The sequence below is a fragment of the Streptosporangium heterodermiicola genome (assembly GCF_051390675.1).
Classification (GTDB): domain Bacteria; phylum Actinomycetota; class Actinomycetes; order Streptosporangiales; family Streptosporangiaceae; genus Streptosporangium.
In genome coordinates this window covers 59653-76541 of sequence record NZ_JBPJSR010000029.1, presented here as the reverse complement: position 1 = coordinate 76541, position 16889 = coordinate 59653, and the positions used below count along the sequence as shown (strand labels likewise).

Annotated in this window: 13 protein-coding genes and 1 pseudogene; 5 read left to right on the top strand and 9 right to left on the bottom strand. The window is 72.4% G+C overall.

Translation table 11 applies throughout. The annotated features are described in order from the left end of the window. Positions 1-7 precede the first annotated feature (7 nt). From mdcA to ACSC1Q_RS38300, 5 genes are all read right to left on the bottom strand, one after another. A complete protein-coding gene (gene mdcA / locus ACSC1Q_RS38320; protein WP_436763635.1) occupies positions 8-1687 on the bottom strand; it encodes a malonate decarboxylase subunit alpha in 1680 nt (559 codons plus the stop codon). A 205-nt stretch (positions 1688-1892) separates the two neighbouring features. Further along, positions 1893-2804 (bottom strand): zinc-binding dehydrogenase, encoded by a 912-nt coding sequence (locus ACSC1Q_RS38315; RefSeq protein ID WP_436763634.1) that lies wholly within the window; start codon positions 2802-2804, stop codon positions 1893-1895. Positions 2805-2884: 80 nt separating this feature from the next. After that, positions 2885-5941 (bottom strand): AfsR/SARP family transcriptional regulator, encoded by a 3057-nt coding sequence (locus ACSC1Q_RS38310; RefSeq protein WP_436763633.1) that lies wholly within the window; start codon positions 5939-5941, stop codon positions 2885-2887. 120 nt (positions 5942-6061) lie between these two features. Continuing rightward, positions 6062-6844, bottom strand: coding sequence for an SGNH/GDSL hydrolase family protein (locus ACSC1Q_RS38305; RefSeq protein ID WP_436763632.1), 783 nt, complete (start codon positions 6842-6844; stop codon positions 6062-6064). Beyond that, positions 6841-7014 (bottom strand): hypothetical protein, encoded by a 174-nt coding sequence (locus ACSC1Q_RS38300; RefSeq protein ID WP_436763631.1) that lies wholly within the window; start codon positions 7012-7014, stop codon positions 6841-6843. The genes ACSC1Q_RS38305 and ACSC1Q_RS38300 overlap by 4 nt, the downstream gene beginning before the upstream one ends. Before the next feature lie 168 nt (positions 7015-7182). On the opposite strand from ACSC1Q_RS38300, the gene ACSC1Q_RS38295 reads away from it, so the two are divergent. Then, complete coding sequence (locus ACSC1Q_RS38295; RefSeq protein ID WP_436763630.1) at positions 7183-8052, top strand: LLM class F420-dependent oxidoreductase; 870 nt, start codon at positions 7183-7185, stop codon at positions 8050-8052. A 264-nt stretch (positions 8053-8316) separates the two neighbouring features. Here the strand turns inward: ACSC1Q_RS38295 and ACSC1Q_RS38290 are convergent, their stop codons facing one another. The 4 genes and pseudogenes from ACSC1Q_RS38290 to ACSC1Q_RS38275 form a co-directional block, all read right to left on the bottom strand. After that, on the bottom strand, positions 8317-9102 hold the full coding sequence (locus ACSC1Q_RS38290; protein ID WP_436763629.1) for an SAM-dependent methyltransferase: 786 nt from the start codon (positions 9100-9102) through the stop codon (positions 8317-8319). Then, entirely contained in the window at positions 9099-9983 is an 885-nt protein-coding gene (locus ACSC1Q_RS38285; protein WP_436763628.1) for a helix-turn-helix domain-containing protein, read from the bottom strand. The genes ACSC1Q_RS38290 and ACSC1Q_RS38285 overlap by 4 nt, the downstream gene beginning before the upstream one ends. Positions 9984-10196: 213 nt before the next feature. After that, positions 10197-11105: a sigma-70 family RNA polymerase sigma factor gene (locus tag ACSC1Q_RS38280; RefSeq protein ID WP_436763627.1), complete on the bottom strand. Its 909-nt coding sequence runs from the start codon at positions 11103-11105 to the stop codon at positions 10197-10199. A 33-nt stretch (positions 11106-11138) separates the two neighbouring features. Further along, a pseudogene (locus ACSC1Q_RS38275) lies at positions 11139-11648 on the bottom strand (S1 family peptidase); the annotation flags it as partial. A 530-nt stretch (positions 11649-12178) separates the two neighbouring features. Between ACSC1Q_RS38275 and ACSC1Q_RS38270 the strand changes: the two are divergent. The 4 genes from ACSC1Q_RS38270 to yjfF are packed head-to-tail and all read left to right on the top strand — an operon-like array spanning position 12179 to position 16788. Beyond that, positions 12179-13171: an ABC transporter substrate-binding protein gene (locus ACSC1Q_RS38270; RefSeq protein ID WP_436763626.1), complete on the top strand. Its 993-nt coding sequence runs from the start codon at positions 12179-12181 to the stop codon at positions 13169-13171. A 34-nt stretch (positions 13172-13205) separates the two neighbouring features. Then, entirely contained in the window at positions 13206-14717 is a 1512-nt protein-coding gene (locus ACSC1Q_RS38265; RefSeq protein ID WP_436763625.1) for a sugar ABC transporter ATP-binding protein, read from the top strand. Further along, positions 14714-15799, top strand: a complete 1086-nt coding sequence (locus ACSC1Q_RS38260) for an ABC transporter permease (RefSeq protein ID WP_436763624.1) — start codon at positions 14714-14716, stop codon at positions 15797-15799. Before ACSC1Q_RS38265 ends, ACSC1Q_RS38260 begins: the two co-directional genes overlap by 4 nt. Further along, positions 15796-16788 (top strand): galactofuranose ABC transporter, permease protein YjfF, encoded by a 993-nt coding sequence (yjfF, locus tag ACSC1Q_RS38255; RefSeq protein ID WP_436763623.1) that lies wholly within the window; start codon positions 15796-15798, stop codon positions 16786-16788. Before ACSC1Q_RS38260 ends, yjfF begins: the two co-directional genes overlap by 4 nt. Positions 16789-16889: the final 101 nt, after the last annotated feature.

The following is a 16889-nucleotide window of genomic DNA, read 5'->3' as shown; positions in this document are numbered from 1 at the left end:
CGGCGGATCACCAGGTCCTGAACCGGGCGGGCGGATCGTACAGGCCCCCGGACCAGGCGACGAGATCCTCGATGCTGCGGGCCGCCAGCAGGGAGCGGTCCGCCCTGCGGACGTCGACCTTGAGGTCCTCCGGCAGGGCCACCAGGCCGTCGCGGCGCAACTCCTCCACCCGCCGTTCGGTGATGTCGCGGCCGACCGGGGTGGCGCCCGCGACCGCGGCCACCGCCTCGCGCCGCTCGGCCGGGCCGGCGGCCCGGCAGAGGTAGGCGACCCCCTCCTCGGTCACCACGTGGCTGACGTCGTCGCCGTAGATCATGACCGGCGGGATCGGCATGCCGGCGTCCTTGCCCACCTGGACCGCGTCCAGCGACTCCACGAACGCCGGGACGCCGCCGGAGCGGAAGGTCTGGGTAATCTGCGCGACGAGCTTGCGGCCCCGGGGCGCGGACGCCTCGCCGGTGAGCAGGCTCAGCCAGGCGGGGGAGGGGTGCCTGCGGCCGTGCGGGTCGTGTCCCATGTTGGGCGCCCCGCCGAAACCGGTGAGCCTGCTCTCGGTGACCGTCGAGGAGTTGGCGTCGGCGTCGATCTGCAGCGACGACCCGATGAACATGTCCACGGCGTACTGGCCCGCGAGCTGGCACAGCACCCGGTTCGACCGCAGCGACCCGTCCCTGCCGGTGAAGAACACGTCCGGGCGGGCGGCGACGTAGCGCTCCGTGCCGGGCTCCCCGCCGAAGCAGTGCACCGACTCGACCCAGCCGCTCTCGATGGCGGGGATGAGCGTCGGGTGCGGGTTGAGCGTCCAGTGCCTGCAGATCTTCCCGCGCAGGCCCAGCTCCTCGCCGTACGTGGGCAGGATGAGCTCGATCGCCGCGGTGTCGAAGCCGATCCCGTGGTTCAGCGTGGTGACGCCGTGCCGCTCGTAGATCCCGCGCAGCGCCAGCATGGCCATCAGGATCTCCACCTGGCCGATCTGGCGGGGATCCCGGGTGAACAGCGGCTCCAGCGCGAACGGCCGGGGGCTCTCCACGACCAGGTCCACCCAGTCGCCGGGGATGTCCACCCGGGTGACCCTGTCCACCAGCTCGTTGACCTGGACCAGGACCACGCCGTCGTGGAACGCCGTCGCCTCGGCGATGGTCGGGGTGTCCTCGGTGCCGGGCCCGGTGTAGAGGTTTCCGTCACGGTCGGCCTGCTCGGCGCAGAGCAGCGCGACGTCCGGGGTGAGGTCGACGAACATCCGCGCGTACAGCTCCACGTAGGTGTGGATCGCGCCGACCTCGACCGTGCCGTCGGCGAGCAGCTGAGCCATGCGTACGCTCTGCGGGCCGGCGTAGGAGAAGTCGAGACGGTGGGCCACCCCGCGCTCGAAGACGTCCAGGTGCTCGCGCAGGCTGATCGAGGAGATCAGCAGATGGAGGTCGTGCACCACCTTCGGATCGCACCCGGCCAGCGCCTCGGCGAGGAAGTCAGCCTGCTTCTGGTTGTCGCCCTCCAGCGCCACCCGGTCGCCCGGACGCAACAACGCCTGCAGGGCGTCGCGCGTCCGCCCGGTGTCCAGGACCCGGCCCGAGGTGCCCGAGGTGGTCGAGGTACTCGCGAGGAAGGGACGCACCGCTTCCAGCCGCTCGCGTTTCGCGGTCCTCCGCCGCGTCCAGTCCCGGGTTGCCACCTTCGTGAGTGCCATCGCCTGCCCCCAATTAAGGTCCTTGGGGCTAATACCTCGCGAAAGATAAGAATTAACTCAAATTATGTTAAAACGTCACAGTCGGTGATCGGAGTTCGGTGTCGGTTCGGCATTCTTCACCGCGTGGGGGGAAGGTGGGCGGGTTCCCTCACGGGTCGCGGACTTCCTCGCACGTCACGCGCTCTCCCGCGGGTCGCGGGTTCCCTCACAGGTCGAGGACGACCTTGCCGGGAACGCGGCGGGCGAGCAACGCCTCGGCCGCCTCGACGGCCTTGTCCCACGGGCCCCGCCAGCCGATCTGCGGGTCCAGCTCCGCCCTCCGCAGCAGGTCCACGAGGTGGGCCAGGTCGTCGCCGAGCGGGGTGGAGAGGTTGAAGGTCTCCAGCCTGCCCCGGTCGACACGGGTACGCGCCTCCTCGAAGTCGATCAGCGTCGGCTCGCGCGAGGCCATGCCGACGGCCTGGACGACGCCGCCGTCCTCCAGCCGGTTGTAGGCCTCCGCCAGCTGCGAGCCGCCGACGTTGTCCAGCACGCCGTACACCCGGCCCGACATCCCCGACGGCCCGAAGACGATCTCCGCCGCGCCGAGTTCGCGCAGGCCCCCGGCGCGGGCGGGGCCACCGACGGAGGCGACGACGTGCGCGCCGGCGCGGGCGGCGAGCTGGACCGCGTACCGGCCGACCCCGCCGGACGCCCCGGTGACCAGCACCCGGCGGCCGATCAGCGAGCCCAGCCGCCGTACCGCCTGCAGCGCGGTGACCCCGGCGACCGGGAGCGCGGCGGCCGTGCCCAGGTCGACCTCCTCGGGTACGACGGCCAGGTCGGCGGTGTCCACGGCACGCAACTGGGCCCAGGCGCCCTCCCAGCCGAAGGTGACCACGCGCGTTCCGGCGGCGGGTCCGGATCCGTCGGCGGCCGCCTGGACGACCACCCCGGCGGCGTCCCACCCCGAGACGTGCCCCGGCTCCTCCGAGGGGGACCCGAAGGCGATCTCCCCGAAGTTGAACGAGACGGCGGCCACCCGGACCAGCGCCTGGGCGGGCGCGGGCACCGGGGCGGGGGCGGTGCCGAGCCGAAGGCGGTGGGGCGCGGCCGGGTCGTGGATGAGAGCTTGCATCGTCGCTCCTGTTCGAAGGGTGCGACGCGATCCTGGCCGGAACCGCGCACGACCGGCGTACGACCGGCGCACGGTGTCGCTCACGCCGGGCGCGACCCCGGCGGGAACGCGCCCGACCGGCGTACGGTGCCGCCCGTGCCGAGCGCGGTCCTGATCCGTTCGACGTCGCCGCGTTCGGTGGGCGGCAGGGGAGCACCGGCCGACTCCCGCAGCGCGTCCGCCCGCTCCAGCAGCCGCAGGGCCTCCTCGGCCGCGCCCTCAAGCGCCGCGACCCCGGCCAGTCCCTCGCAGGCCAGGGCGACGGCTCGCGGATCGCCGATCTCGTGCGCGGCCGCGAGCCCTTCGAGGTGCAGGGCCCTGGCCCGCGCGGCGTCGCCGCGCAGCTCGGCGATGAAGCCGAGCTCGGCCAGGATCAGCGTCACCCCGTAGAACGGCACGCCGTGGCCGGTCCCCAGCCGCCGGTTCCAGTCCAGCGATTCGAGGAAGAGCCGCTCGGCGGTGTCGAGGTCACCGGCACGCCGTGCCACGAGGCCGAGCCCGACGCGGGCGAACTCCTCGGCGAACCGGTTCGACTGCTCCGCGGCCAGCCGCAGGCCCCGCTCGTGGAACTCCCGCGAGCCGGTGAGGTCCCCGGTCAGCAGGGCGATCCTGCCGAGGCCGGACAGCCGGTAGGAGGCGTCGGTCCACAGCCGCAGGTCCTCTGCGACGCGCAGGCCCTCGCGGTGCAGCCGGCCGGCCCGCTCGTGGTCGCCGGTGGCCTCCGCAAGGTAGGCGAGCATGTCGGAGGCCCGCAGCCGCCCCCACCGGTCACCGAGCTCATCGAAGATCGTCATGCTCTCCGTGCCGCTCCGCCCGGCGGCGGGGAGGTCACCCTGGAACATGGCCTGTTTGGCCCGGTCGGCCAGCGCGGCCGCCTGTCCCCAGCGGTCGCCGGTCGCGCGGAACTCGGCCAGCGCCTCGTCGAGCAGCGGCCCGGCCGAGGCGACGTCGCCGAGGTGCAGGTAGGCGTGCGCCACGAACCAGCGTGACCTGGCGTCGGGAAACCTCTCCGGCGCGGCGCGACCGGCGCCGGTGAGCATGGCGAATCCGGCCTCGTACGCCGACCCCGGGCTCACCGCCGCGAGGTAGCGGTGCCCTTCCCCGTGCCTGCCGCGCAGGTACCAGTACCAGGCGAGGGCGTCGGCCAGGGGTTCGGAGCCGGTGACGGCACGCAGGTTGAGCACCTCGTCGTCGAGCCGCCGCAGCCACTCGCGCTGGGTGGCGCCGTGCAGGTGGGGCCGCGCGCGCCGGGCCAGCTCCGTGTAGTGGTCGTCCCTGAGCCGGAACACCGGGTCGTCCTCGGCGAGGCGCGCGAGACAGTAGGCCGCGACACTTTCCAGCAGGCGGTATCTCGGCGGGTCGGCGACCACCATGGACCTGTTCACCAGCTGGTCCAGCAGGTCGAGATCGACGCCGACCGCCCCGGCCGCCTCCGCCGTGCAGCCGCCGGGGTGGACGGCCAGCGCGCACAGGGCCGCCCGCTGCGGTGCGGTGAGCTGCTCCCAGCTCCAGTCGATCACCGCCCGCAGGGTCCGCTGGCGGGCGGGCAGGCCGCGTACCTCGGTGGCGAGCAGGCGGAAACGGTCGTCGAGCCGCTCGGCCACGCCGCGCACGCCCAGCGCGCGTACGCGGGCGGCGGCCAGCTCCAGGGCGAGCGGCAGGCAGTCCAGCCTCGCGCAGATCGCCTCGACCCAGGGCGCGCTCTCCGCGTCCGGGGTGAAACCCGGCGCGGCGCGGGCCGTGAACAGCCGGACCGCGTCGGGGAGGCCGAGAGGGGGGACCGAGTACAGGGCCTCGCCGGGGATGGCCAGCGGCTCCCGGCTCGTGGTCAGCACGCGCAGGCCGGGCGCGGTCCGCAGCAGCAGGTTCACCAGGTCCGCGGCCTGCTCGACCAGGTGCTCGCAGTTGTCCAGCACCAGGAGGAGCTCCTGCCCGCGCAGGGCGCCGGCGAGCCGGTGTGACAGGTCCGCGGCCGGCACCCCCGGGCGGGAGCCGCCGCCCTCGTCACGGATGCCCAGCTCGGCGGCGACCGGTTCGGCCACCGCGCCCGTGGTGCCGGCCAGCTCGACCAGCCACACGCCGTCGGGGAACGCGAGACCGGTGGCGGCCGCCAGGGCGAGCCGGGTCTTGCCGACCCCTCCGGGGCCGGTCAGGGTGGTCAGCCGGGAGGAGCCGAGCAGCGCGCGTACCCGGGAGACGTTCTCCTGGCGCCCGACCAGGTCGGTGAGCGGTGCGGGGAGGTTCGTGCGGGGACGCGCCGCGGAGGCGACGGGCACCGGCACGGACACAGGCGCCGGTACGGACACGGGCACAGGCGGCACGGATACGGGTACGGGCGCGAGCTCCGGGGCCTGCCGCAGGATCGCCCGGTGGAGATCGGCCAGTTCGGGGCCGGGGCTGAGGCCGAGCTCGTCGGCGAGCCGCTCGCGGAACCCGGTGTAGGCGGCGAGGGCCTCGTGCCGCCGTCCCGCCCGGTAGAGCGCGCGCAGGTGAGCGGCGCGCAGGCGTTCGCGGAACGGGTGCCCGGCCACCGCCTCGCCCAGCTCGTCGGCGAGCCCGCCGTGCTCGCCGCCCTCGCCGTGTGCGCCGTGTGCGCCGAGCGCCAGCCGTACCTCCGCCCGCTCCTCCACCGCGGTCAGCCGCCGCTCCTCCAGGCGGGTGGCGGCGGCGCGGGCGAATTCCTCGTCGCGGAAGTCGGCGTAGGCGGGCCCGCGCCAGAGCGCGAGCGCCTCCGCCAGCAGCCCGGCCCTCACGGTGAGGTCTCCGCTCGCGCGGGCGCGGCCGAGCAGCGCGGCGAACTCAAGCGCGTCCACCTCGCCGCCGGGGAGCGCGTACCCCGTCGGCCGGAGGACCACCAGGGCACGGCCGTCCTCGCCCAGGGCGCGGCGGAGCTGGGAGACCTTCGTCTGCAGGGTGTTGGCCGGATCGCCGGGCGGACTCGCCCCCCACAGGTCGTCCACGAGCCGGTCGGCCGACACCGGGCGGCCCTCGTGGACCAGCAGGTCGGCGAGGAGCGCGCGGACCTTCGGCTCGGGGATCCGCACGGGGCGCCCGTCGGCGCCCCACACGGAAAGCGGGCCCAGAACTCCGAATCTCACCGGATCACGCTATCCCCGGCCGACTTCCGGGCCGACCTCCGCCCGATTGTGCGCGGCCCTCGGCCGACCCCCGCCCCCGGCCGACCCCCGGCCGGTCGTACGCGGCCCTCGGCGGGCCGCTCAGCCGGGCCGCAGGTCCGGGGGCGGGCCGGACGGCGGCTCGAACCCGCCCGTCAGGACGGGACGCTTGGGGAGGACCCCGTCACCGGAGGAGCGGCCCGTCAGGCGGCGGCGCAGCCAGGGGGTGAGGTGCGCCGAGGCCCAGCGGAGGTCGGCGAGCAGCGGTGGCCTGGGCACGGGCGGTCCGGGAGAGGGCGGGGGTGGGGCGGCGGCGCGGCCGAGCGCGGCCAGGACCTGGTCGGCGACCCGGCGGTGGCCCAGCGGGTTGAGGTGCAGGCGATCGGAGCTCCACAGCCCGTGGTCGTCGAACGCCCGGTCGCCGAACAGGTCGACCAGATAGGCCCCGTGCCGCCCGGCCACCTCCGCGACCAGGTCGTTCATCGCGACGATGCGGGGACGCAACACGTGGGGCAGCGGGAGCCGGACGCTCAGGTCGGGGAAGGTGAAGAGCACCACGTCCGCGCCCGACGCGCGCAGGCGGGCGACCACCTGGTCGAAGCGGTCGCGCATCGTGGTCAGGTCGAAGCCGCGCCACAGCGCGTCGTTGCCGCCCGCGGCGATGCTGACGAGTGACGGGCTCATCGCGATCGCCACCTCGACCTGCTGCGCGACGACGTCGTCGAACCTGCGCCCCCGGATGGCCAGGTTCGCGTAGCCGAAGCCCGGCGCGTCGAGGTCCGCCGCCACGAGATCCGCCCACCCGCGGAACGTGCCGTCGGGAAGCGGGTCGCCGACCCCTTCGGTGAAACTGTCGCCGAGCGCGACGAAGCCGAAGTCCGTCACGGGGTCCGCCGAGGGGCGCGTCTGGGGTGGATGACCGGCCGCCGACAGACCGGTGCGCCGTCGGTGGCGGTGGTGTCAGCGGTGACGGTGGCGGTGGCGGTGGTGTCGACGGTGGCGACGACCTTCCTCAGGGGGTCACTCGCCCGCCGGTCGAGTTCGAGAATGTCCATGCGGCTCATCCTAGAAGTGGCGGTGACCTCGCCTCAGGGCAGGGGACGGCCGGACCGATCGTGCTGTTTCGGGCCGTTTCTGGCCGCCACGGTGTCGCGCGCGGTTGAGCGATGCCGGGCGCGGAATGATGGTCGGTGAGTTCGCCTGACCGTTGACGGGAGTCATGGATGCAGATCGGCGTTGTCTTTCCGCAGACCGAGATCGGCGCGGACGCGGGCGCGGTGCGCGCCTACGCGCAGGGGGCCGAGGAGCTCGGGTTCCGGCATCTGATGGCCTACGACCACGTCGTCGGTGCCGACCCGGAGGTTCACCAGGGCTGGAAGGGCGTCTACGACATCGAGTCGACGTTCCACGAACCGATGGTCCTCTTCGGGTATCTCGCCGCGCTGACCTCGCTGGAGCTCGTCGCCGCGATCATCATCCTGCCCCAGCGGCAGACCGTCCTGGTGGCCAAGCAGGCCGCGGAGGTCGACCTGCTCGCCGGTGGCCGGTTGCGGCTGGGTGTGGGCCTGGGATGGAACCAGGTCGAGTACGAGGCTCTCGGCCAGGACTTCGGCACCCGGGGCAGGCGCGCCGAGGAGCAGGTGGAGTTGATGCGCCGGCTGTGGACCGAGCGGTCGGTCACCTTCGAGGGCACCTTCGACCGGGTGACCGGGGCGGGGCTGGCGCCGCTGCCGGTGCAAAGGCCGATCCCGCTCTGGTTCGGCGCGCAGTCGCCCCCGGCGTACCGGCGTGTCGGACGGCTGGCCGACGGCTGGTTCCCGCAGGTGCCTCCCGGCCCGAAGCTGGACGAGGCCAGGGCGATGATCGGGGAGGCCGCCGTGCAGGCGGGACGCGACCCGTCGGCGCTCGGCATGGAAGGCCGGGCGAGCTGGGCGGGCGACGCGGACGAGGTGGGCGACGTGGCCCGCCGGTGGCGGGAGGCCGGTGCCACCCACCTCGCCGTCAACACCATGAATGCGGGGCTGGGCTCGGTCGACGAGCACCTGGCCGCGCTGGCGACCGTGGCCGACACGCTCGGGCTGCGGAAGGACTGACCGGAAGGACTGACCGGAAGGACTGACCGGAGGGACTGAGCGGAGGGACTGAGCGGAAGGCTTGACCGGAGGGACTGACCGGCTGACCATCTGACCGGCCGGACCCGGTCGAGCGGGCCCTGTCCCTCGCCCACGGGCGGTTCAGCCCCACGAGCGGTTCGGCGCGGCGGGGCCCTCCCTCGCCGTGCGGATGGCTCGGCGTGACGGGATCCGCCTCTCGCCGGCGAGCGGTTCGGCGCGCCGGGACCCCCGCCAGCGGGTGGTTCAGCGCGGCGGGACCCTGCCGAGGCCGGCGACGACCTCGAAGGCGCGCTCGGGGAACGGGTCGTCGTCGACGGGACGCCAGTCCGCCGCCAGGACCAGTCCCGGTTCGAGGAGTTCGAACCCCTCGAACAGCTCGCGGACCTCGCGCATGGTGCGGAGCTGCACCGGATTGCGGGTCTGCCCGTACACCGCCAGCCCGGCGGTCGCCTCGTCCTCCGGCATCGTGTCGGAGCAGGCGTGGGTGAGCCCCAGGTAGCTGCCCGGCGCGAGGGCGTCACGCAGCTGGGCCATGAGGTCGTGCGCGGTGTTCCCGGTGACGAAATGCCATACCGCGACGGTGAGCACGCCGACCGGCCGGGTGAAGTCGAGCGTGGCCCGTACCCGGGGATGGTCGAGGATCTCCCGCGGGCTGCGCAGGTCCCCGTGGATCGTCAGCACGCCGGAGTGGTCCACCGTCGACTGGTTGTGCGTGACGACCGTCTGGTCGTTGTCGACGTACACCACGCGGGCGTCCGGGTGGACCCCCCGCACGACCTGGTGCAGGTTCGGGGGAGTGGGCAGACCGCAGCCGATGTCCAGGAACTGGTCGATACCGGCGTCGGCCATGGCCCTGGCGGACCGCAGCAGGAACCCGCGGTTGGCCCGGCACGCGTCGGGGACCGTCGGGAAGTGGGCCACCAGCATCTTGACGGCCTCCCGGTCCGCCGCGAAGTTCTCCTCGCCGCCGAGCATGACGTCATACATGCGGGCCGCACTCGCCTGCGATGCGTCACTGGGATGGGTCACTGGGCGCCTTTCGGTGGAGGTGTGGGGTCGTCCATGACGTGGATGCGGTCACAGATCCTCATCAGGAGCGCCGTCGTGTCGCCACTCTCGCGGGCCGCGACCGAGAGCCGGTCGAACGTGATGGCGTGCTCCTCCCGGAGGGACCGTTCGGTGACCTCGTCCCTCTCCCCGTGCACGGCGATCATCTGGGGCCGGCCGTAACCGCGGCGGAAGATCGTGAAAGGCCCGTACCCGGGGACGAACCGTGAGCCCATCGGATTCACCTGGATGCTGATGCCCTTCATCTGGGCCGAGGCGGTGAGCGCGATGAGCTGGCGGATGTGCGCGTCCACTCCCGTGATCGGCCGCCACAGCACGGGCTCCTCGATCACGGCCCACAGCACGGGCCGGTCGGCGCCGGCGAGCACCCTCTGGCGGCGCAGCAGCTGCTCCACGTTTCTCTCGACGTGGACGGGCGGGGCCGGGTAACGGCTCATCCGGTAGGCGGCGGACGCGTACTCCGGGGTCTGCAGGAGCGGTGGGATCACGAACGGCTGGTAGGCGCGGATGAGGTCCGCGGTCTGTTCCAGGCGCATCACCACCGCGGCGTCCAGCGGGAGCTCCTTGCTGTCCCACCAGCCCGGCGTGCGCTCGCCGAACGCCACGGACATCAGCATCTCCTGCTGGTACGGGTCCCTGACGCCGTACAGGGTGAAGAGGTCGCGCAGGTCGTCCCGGCGGAAGCCCCGCTGCCCGGTCTCCATCCGGCTGATCTTCGACTCGCTGGCCCGGATGGCCTTGCCGGCCTCGGCGGCGGTCAGGTTGCACTGGAGCCGGAGCTGCCGGAGCCGGGCGCCGACGATCTGGCGCGCCATGTCACCGGCCTCCGCTTGAGCGCTCACGTCCCCTCCGTGTGTCTCCGCCCGCCGGACGATCAGTGGGAGCCCCCGTCCCCTCGACTTGCCACGGCAAGATCACCTGGAAAGTAAAATCGAGGCTATTGCTTGTTTTCTCCCGCTGTCCAGGGATTCCAAATACCGTTCCACGAAACTTCAAGATCACAAAACTTGCGGAAGGCGCGTACGGTCAAGGGCCGCCCGCACCCCGGCGGCGGGTCAGCCCGCGGTGGACGCCGTGGTGATCTTGTCCGGATTCATCATCCACGGCACCTGGTCGACGCCCTCGGCCGAGACGTTGACCGTGACCACCGCGAACACCGTGCCGTCGCGGCTCAGCAGGGCCGACGCCCGCCCGTTCACGCTCGCCCACTCCACCTCGACCCCGTCCCAGAACCGGTCCGCGAACGCCCTGACGTACCTGGCCACCCGGAACGCGCCCACCACGGGGATGCGGGAGGCCCGGACGGCGCCGCCGCCGTCGGAGTAACTGGCCACGTCCGCCGCGAAGAGCTCCTCCAGCGCGGCCAGGTCGCCGGAACGGGCGGCGGCGACGAAGGCCGTGAGGAGCCTGCGCTGCTCGGCGCCACTCACCGGCGCGCGACGCCCGGCGACCACGTGCCTGCGGGCCCTGCTGACCAGCCGGCGGGCCGCCGCCTCGCTGAGCCGGACGATGTCGGCGATCTGCCGGTACGGGTAGCCGAACGCCTCCCGCAGCACGTACGCGGCGCGCTCGTTGGGCGAGGGCCTCTCCGGGAGAAGCAGGACCGCGAACCCCAGGGCCTCGTCACGCTCGGCGCCGAGGTACGGGTCCGCGCCCGTGTCGACGGGCTCGGGAAGCCACGGGCCGGCGTAGGTCTCGCGGCGGGCCCGCGCGGACCGGGCGGCGTTGATGGCGAGCCGCGTGGTCACCGTCGCGAGGAACGCGACCGGGCTGACCACCGCGTCGCGGTCACAGGTCTGCCAGCGAAGCCAGACCTCCTGCACCAGATCCTCGGCCTCGCTCGCGCTGCCCAGCATCCGGTACGCGATCCCGAACAGGCGCGGCCGCACGTCCGCGAAGACGGCCGCGGCCTGTTCGAGGTCTTCTGGTCCGCCGGACTCGTTCGCCGGCGTGGTGTCGGCCACGGTCATCGCCCCTGTCCAGCCTGTGCCCGCACCTTACCGGTGGCCGGGCCCGTGCCGGCGCGCCCCGCCCGTGGACGCCCCGCACGCCTTCCGGCGGGGTGCGCGGGAGTAGGTGGTGCCGCCCTGGCCGCAGTCGCCGGAGCCGCCCGAGGTGACGCCCTGGGCCTGGTCGAGGGAGACGAACGAGCCGCCGGAGTCGCCGGGTTCGGCGCAGACGCTGGTGCGGGTCAGCTGGAAGACGGTGCCCTGGGAGTAGGTGACGCTGGCGTCGCGCTGCTGGATGAGGCCGCAGTGCCAGTCGGTGGTGGAGCCCGACCGGCAGACCGAGGCCCCCTCGACGGCGACCCGGGCGCCGGCGATGGGGACGGTGCTTCCCTCGCCGTTGTCCACCGTCGGGGTGGCCCTCCAGTTGTCGTTGACGGGGACCCAGGAGTAGTCGTTGCCCGGGAAGGACGATCCCTGGAAGACACCTTGGGCGAGGCGGTTGAAGCCGGTGGTGGTGGCGCCGGCGTTGCCGCAGTGCCCGGCGCTGACGAAGCCGTTCACGGATCGAACCGGCGGCGGGCGCGCGACCTGCCGCGAGGACCGTGAGGGCCGCGGGAGCTCACGGCTTCACGTTTCCGGTGTGATTAGACCGTAATAAAGAGATCGCTTGACGGCGTGGTTGTTAGCGTTCACAGTCTTGTCCAACGCAAGATGAGGAGCGGCCGTGCAGACAAGTGTGGGGCTCCACCCGCCGGTGGCTGCCGAGGCGTCCGGGCCGGCAGCGTGTCGCGCCGGACGGTCTCCCGGATGCTCGACAAGCCTCCGGGCGCGTGCGGAACGGGCGCGTGTGGAAAAGGCGCGTGCGGAACAGGCGCCCGGAAATCACGGGAATCGCGAAACGGCACGGTCCCGGCGCACCGCCGGGACGGGTCCACGCGGCGGGCGCGTCAGGTGAACGTCTCGCGCGCATCCTCGATCACCCCGCGGACGAACGGCACCCGGCCGAGGTAGCCGCCCGAACTCGGACGACCGGTGCCGTTCACGGTCTTCCGTCCAAAATGTTAACGCTCACATAAAGGACACCCCCCATGTTCCGAAAAGTCTCAGCGTTCGTCCTGGCGGGCGTCATCGCCACGGCGATGACGGGTTGTGGCAGCACGAGCGCGCCGGCCGGCGGCGCGGGCGCAGGTGCCGCCGACGACGGCAAGATCACTATGGGTTTCTCCCAGGTCGGCGCGGAGAGCGGCTGGCGTACCGCCAACACCAAGTCGGTGCAGGAGTCGGCGAAGAGCGCCGGGGTGGAGCTGAAGTTCTCCGACGCCCAGCAGAAGCAGGAGAACCAGATCAAGGCGATCCGGTCCTACGTCCAGCAGAAGGTCGACGTCATCGCGTTCTCGCCGGTGGTGGAGTCGGGCTGGGACACGGTGCTGAAGGAGGCGCGGAACGCCAAGATCCCGGTCATCCTCACCGACCGCGCGGTGGACTCCGCCGACACCACCCTCTACAAGACCTTCCTGGGCTCGGACTTCATCGAGGAGGGCAAGAAGGCCGGTCAGTGGCTGGTGGAGGAGTACAAGGACTCCACCGACCCGGTGAGCATCGTGGAGCTGCAGGGCACCACCGGCTCGGCTCCGGCCAACGACCGCAAGGCGGGCTTCGCGGAGGTGATCGCGGCCGATCCGAAGTTCAAGATCGCCGCCTCGCAGACCGGCGACTTCACCCGGGCCAAGGGCAAGGAGGTGATGGAGGCGTTCCTGAAGTCCACCCCGGACATCGACGTGCTGTTCGCGCACAACGACGACATGGGCCTGGGAGCCATCGAGGCGATCGAGGGCGCGGGCAAGGTGCCGGGCAAGGACATCAAGATCGTCACCATCGACGCGGTGAAGGACGGGATGCAGGCCCTGGCCGACGGGAAGATCAGCTTCATCGTCGAGTGCAGCCCGCTGCTCGGCCCCCAGCTGATGGACCTGGCCAAGAAGGTCGTCGCGGGCGAGCAGGTACCGGCCCGCGTGGTGACCGAGGAGACCACCTTCACCCAGGAGCAGGCCAAGCAGGCCCTGCCCACCCGCCAGTACTGAGCCGCCCACCCCGGGAAGAGGAGAGGAGCGCGGCATGGACGCACCGGCACCGATCGTACGGATGAGCGGGATCGGCAAACGGTTCCCCGGCGTCAGGGCCCTGGACGACGTCGGCTTCCGGCTGCTGCCGGGCGAGGTGCACGCGCTGATGGGAGAGAACGGCGCGGGGAAGTCGACCCTGATCAAAGTCCTCACCGGCGTGTACGGCGTCGACGAGGGCGAGATCGAGCTGGCCGGGGAACCGGTCGCCTTCTCCGGCCCGTCCGCCGCCCAGCGGGCCGGTGTCAGCACGGTCTACCAGGAGGTCAACCTGTGCGGGAACCTCTCGGTCGCGGAGAACATCTTCGTGGGCCGCGAGCCGCGCAGGTTCGGCCGCATCCGGTGGAAGGAGACGCGGCGGCGGGCCGAGGAGCTGATGGGCCGCCTGGACCTGCGCGTCGACGTGTCGGCGCCGCTGGCGTCGTGCTCGCTCGCCGTGCAGCAGATGGTCGCGATCGCCAGGGCGGTCGACGTCGACGCCAAGGTGCTCATCCTCGACGAGCCGACCTCCAGCCTCGACGCCGGCGAGGTGGCCCAGCTGTTCCGGGTGATGCGCCGGCTGAAGGAGAGGGGCATCGCCATCCTGTTCGTCTCGCACTTCCTCGACCAGGTCTACGAGGTGTCGGACCGCGTGACGGTCCTGCGCGACGGGAGGCTCGTGGGGGAGTACCTCACCCGCGAGCTCTCCCAGGTCGACCTGGTCGCCAAGATGATCGGGCGGCAGCTGGCCGACCTGGAGAGACTCGACGAGAAGCCGCCCGCCCGGGTCGCGGAGCCGCTGGTCGAGGCGCACGGCCTCGGGCGGGCGGGCGCCGTGGCCCCCTTCACCCTGACCATCAGGGAGGGGGAGGTCGTCGGGCTGGCCGGGCTGCTCGGCTCCGGCCGTACCGAGCTGGCGCGGCTGCTGTTCGGCGCCGACCACGCCGACGCCGGCTCGCTGCGGGTCGGCGGCAGGCAGGTCGCGCTGCGCACGCCACGGGCGGCGATGAACCGGAGGATCGCCTTCTGCTCGGAGAACCGGCGGGCGGAGGGACTCGTCGACGAGCTCACGGTGCGGGAGAACATCGTCCTCGCGCTGCAGGCCTCGCGCGGCTGGAGCAGGCCGCTGTCCCGGCGCAGGCAGGACGAGCTGGTCGCCGGGTACGTCGCGGCCCTGAACATCCGGCCCGGCGACCCCGAGCAGCCGGTACGCACCCTCAGCGGCGGCAACCAGCAGAAGGTGCTGCTGGCCCGCTGGCTGATCATGGAACCCCGGCTGCTCATCCTCGACGAGCCCACCCGGGGGATCGACGTCGGCGCGAAGGCGGAGATCCAGCGGCTGGTCGCCGAACTGTCCGACGGAGGCATGGCCGTGCTGTTCATCTCCGCCGAGCTGGAGGAGGTCCTGCGGCTCAGTCACCGGGTCGGGGTGCTGCGCGACCGCACGCTGGTCGCCCAGCTCGACAACGACGACGCGCTCACCTCCGACGTCCTGATGGAGAAGATCGCGAGCGGGGCCGCGTCATGACGGCGTTCCTCAGACACCGGCTGCTCTGGCCCGTCGTGATCCTGGTCGCGCTGCTGGCGCTCAACGTGGCGTTCACCGACAACTTCCTGCACGTGCAGATGAGGGACGGGCACCTCTACGGCAGCCTCGTCGACATCCTCCGCTTCGGGGCGCCGCTGATCCTGGTCGCGCTGGGCATGACGCTGGTCATCGCCACCGGCGGCATCGACCTGTCGGTCGGCTCGGTGGTGGCGATCGGCGGGGCGCTGGCCTGCGTGCAGATCAGCGGCCTGGCCGACCAGGACTCCGTCGGCGGCGTGCTGTCGGCGATCGGCGTCACGCTGGCGGCGGCGCTCGCGCTCGGAGCCTGGAACGGGTTCCTGGTGGCCGCCGTCGGCATCCAGCCGATCATCGCGACGCTGATCCTCATGGTCGCCGGACGGGGCCTGGCCCAGCTGGTCACCGACGGGCAGATCATCACGGTCAACAGCGTCCCGTACAAGCTGGTCGGCGGCGGCTACTGGCTCACGCTGCCGTTCGGCATCCTCGTCGTGATCGCGCTGACGGCGCTGACCGCCTTCCTCACCCGGAGGCTGGCGCTGGGCATGTTCATCGAGGCGGTCGGCGGCAACGCCGAGGCCGGCAGGCTGTCCGGGATCCGCTCCCGGGGCGTGCTGATCGTGGCCTACACCTTCTGCGGATTGTGCGCGGGCATCGCGGGACTGATGATCAGCTCCAACGTGTCCAGCGCGGACGGCAACAACGCCGGCCTGTGGATCGAGCTGGACGCCATCCTCGCCGTCGTCATCGGCGGCACCTCGCTGTCGGGCGGCCGGTTCTCCCTCAGCGGCACCGTGCTGGGCGCGCTGATCATCCAGACCCTGACCACCACGATCTACTCGATCGGCGTGCCGCCGGAGACGACGCTGCTGTTCAAGGCGCTCGTGGTGACGATCGTGTGCCTGCTGCAGTCGCCGGCCTTCCGGCGGAAGGCGTTCGGGTGGGGCAGACGTCCCGCCCCGCCGCCCCAGGCTCCGGAGGGTCCCCCGGCGGACGTGGCCGTCGCCGAGCAGGCAAGGGAAGAGACGGTGAGGAACGGATGACGGACACCACCCTGACCGGCCCGGCCGGACGGCTCGCGATCCCCCGCAGATACGTCCCGGTCGCGGTGACCGCGGGCCTGCTCGTCGCGATGTTCGCGGCCGGCGGCATCCGGTACGAGGGGTTCGCCGGCGGCCAGGTGATCCTCAACGTCCTCGTCGACAACGCGTTCCTGCTCGTCGTCGGCGTCGGCATGACGTTCGTGATCCTCGCGGGTGGCATCGACCTGTCGGTGGGCGCGGTGGTGGCGCTGTCCACGATGGTCACGGCGAGCCTCGTCACGAACCAGGGCTGGCCGGCGCCGGTGGTGATCGTGCTGGTGCTGGCCATCGGCGCGGCGCTGGGATCCGGGATGGGGGCGATCATCCACTACTTCCAGGTCCAGCCCTTCATCGCGACCCTCGCCGGGATGTTCCTGGCCCGCGGGCTGTGCTACACGATCGGCACCGACTCGATCCCGATCACCGACGGCGTCTTCACCGCCTTCGCGCAGACCAGGATCGACCTGGGCGGCGAGATGTGGATCTCGCCGAGCGTGGTGATCGCCGCGGTCGTGGTGCTGGTGGCCGCGTACGTGCTGCACCACACGCGGCTGGGCCGCACGGTCTACGCCGTCGGCGGCAGCGAGCAGTCCGCGCTGCTCATGGGCCTTCCGGTGGGACGGACGAAGATCGCCGTCTACACGATCAGCGGGCTGTGCTCCGCGCTCGGCGGGATCCTGCTGTCCTTCTACATGCTGTCCGGGTACGGCCTGCACGCCGTCGGCATGGAGCTGGACGCCATCGCGGCCGTCGTGATCGGCGGCACGCTGCTCACCGGAGGCTCGGGCTATCTCTTCGGCACCGTGCTGGGCATCCTCGTGCTCGGCCTGACCCAGACGATCATCAGCTTCGAGGGGACCCTCAGCTCCTGGTGGACCAAGATCTTCATCGGCCTGCTGCTGTTCGCCTTCATCCTGCTGCAACGGCTCATCGGCGTCCGGCGGACCTGAGACGGCACCCGGCCCTGCCCCCGGGCCGGGGGCAGGGCGGTCGCCTCCGGGCCGGGGCAGGGCCGAGCGCCGACCACGCCGGTACCCGGGAGGCGGTGGGC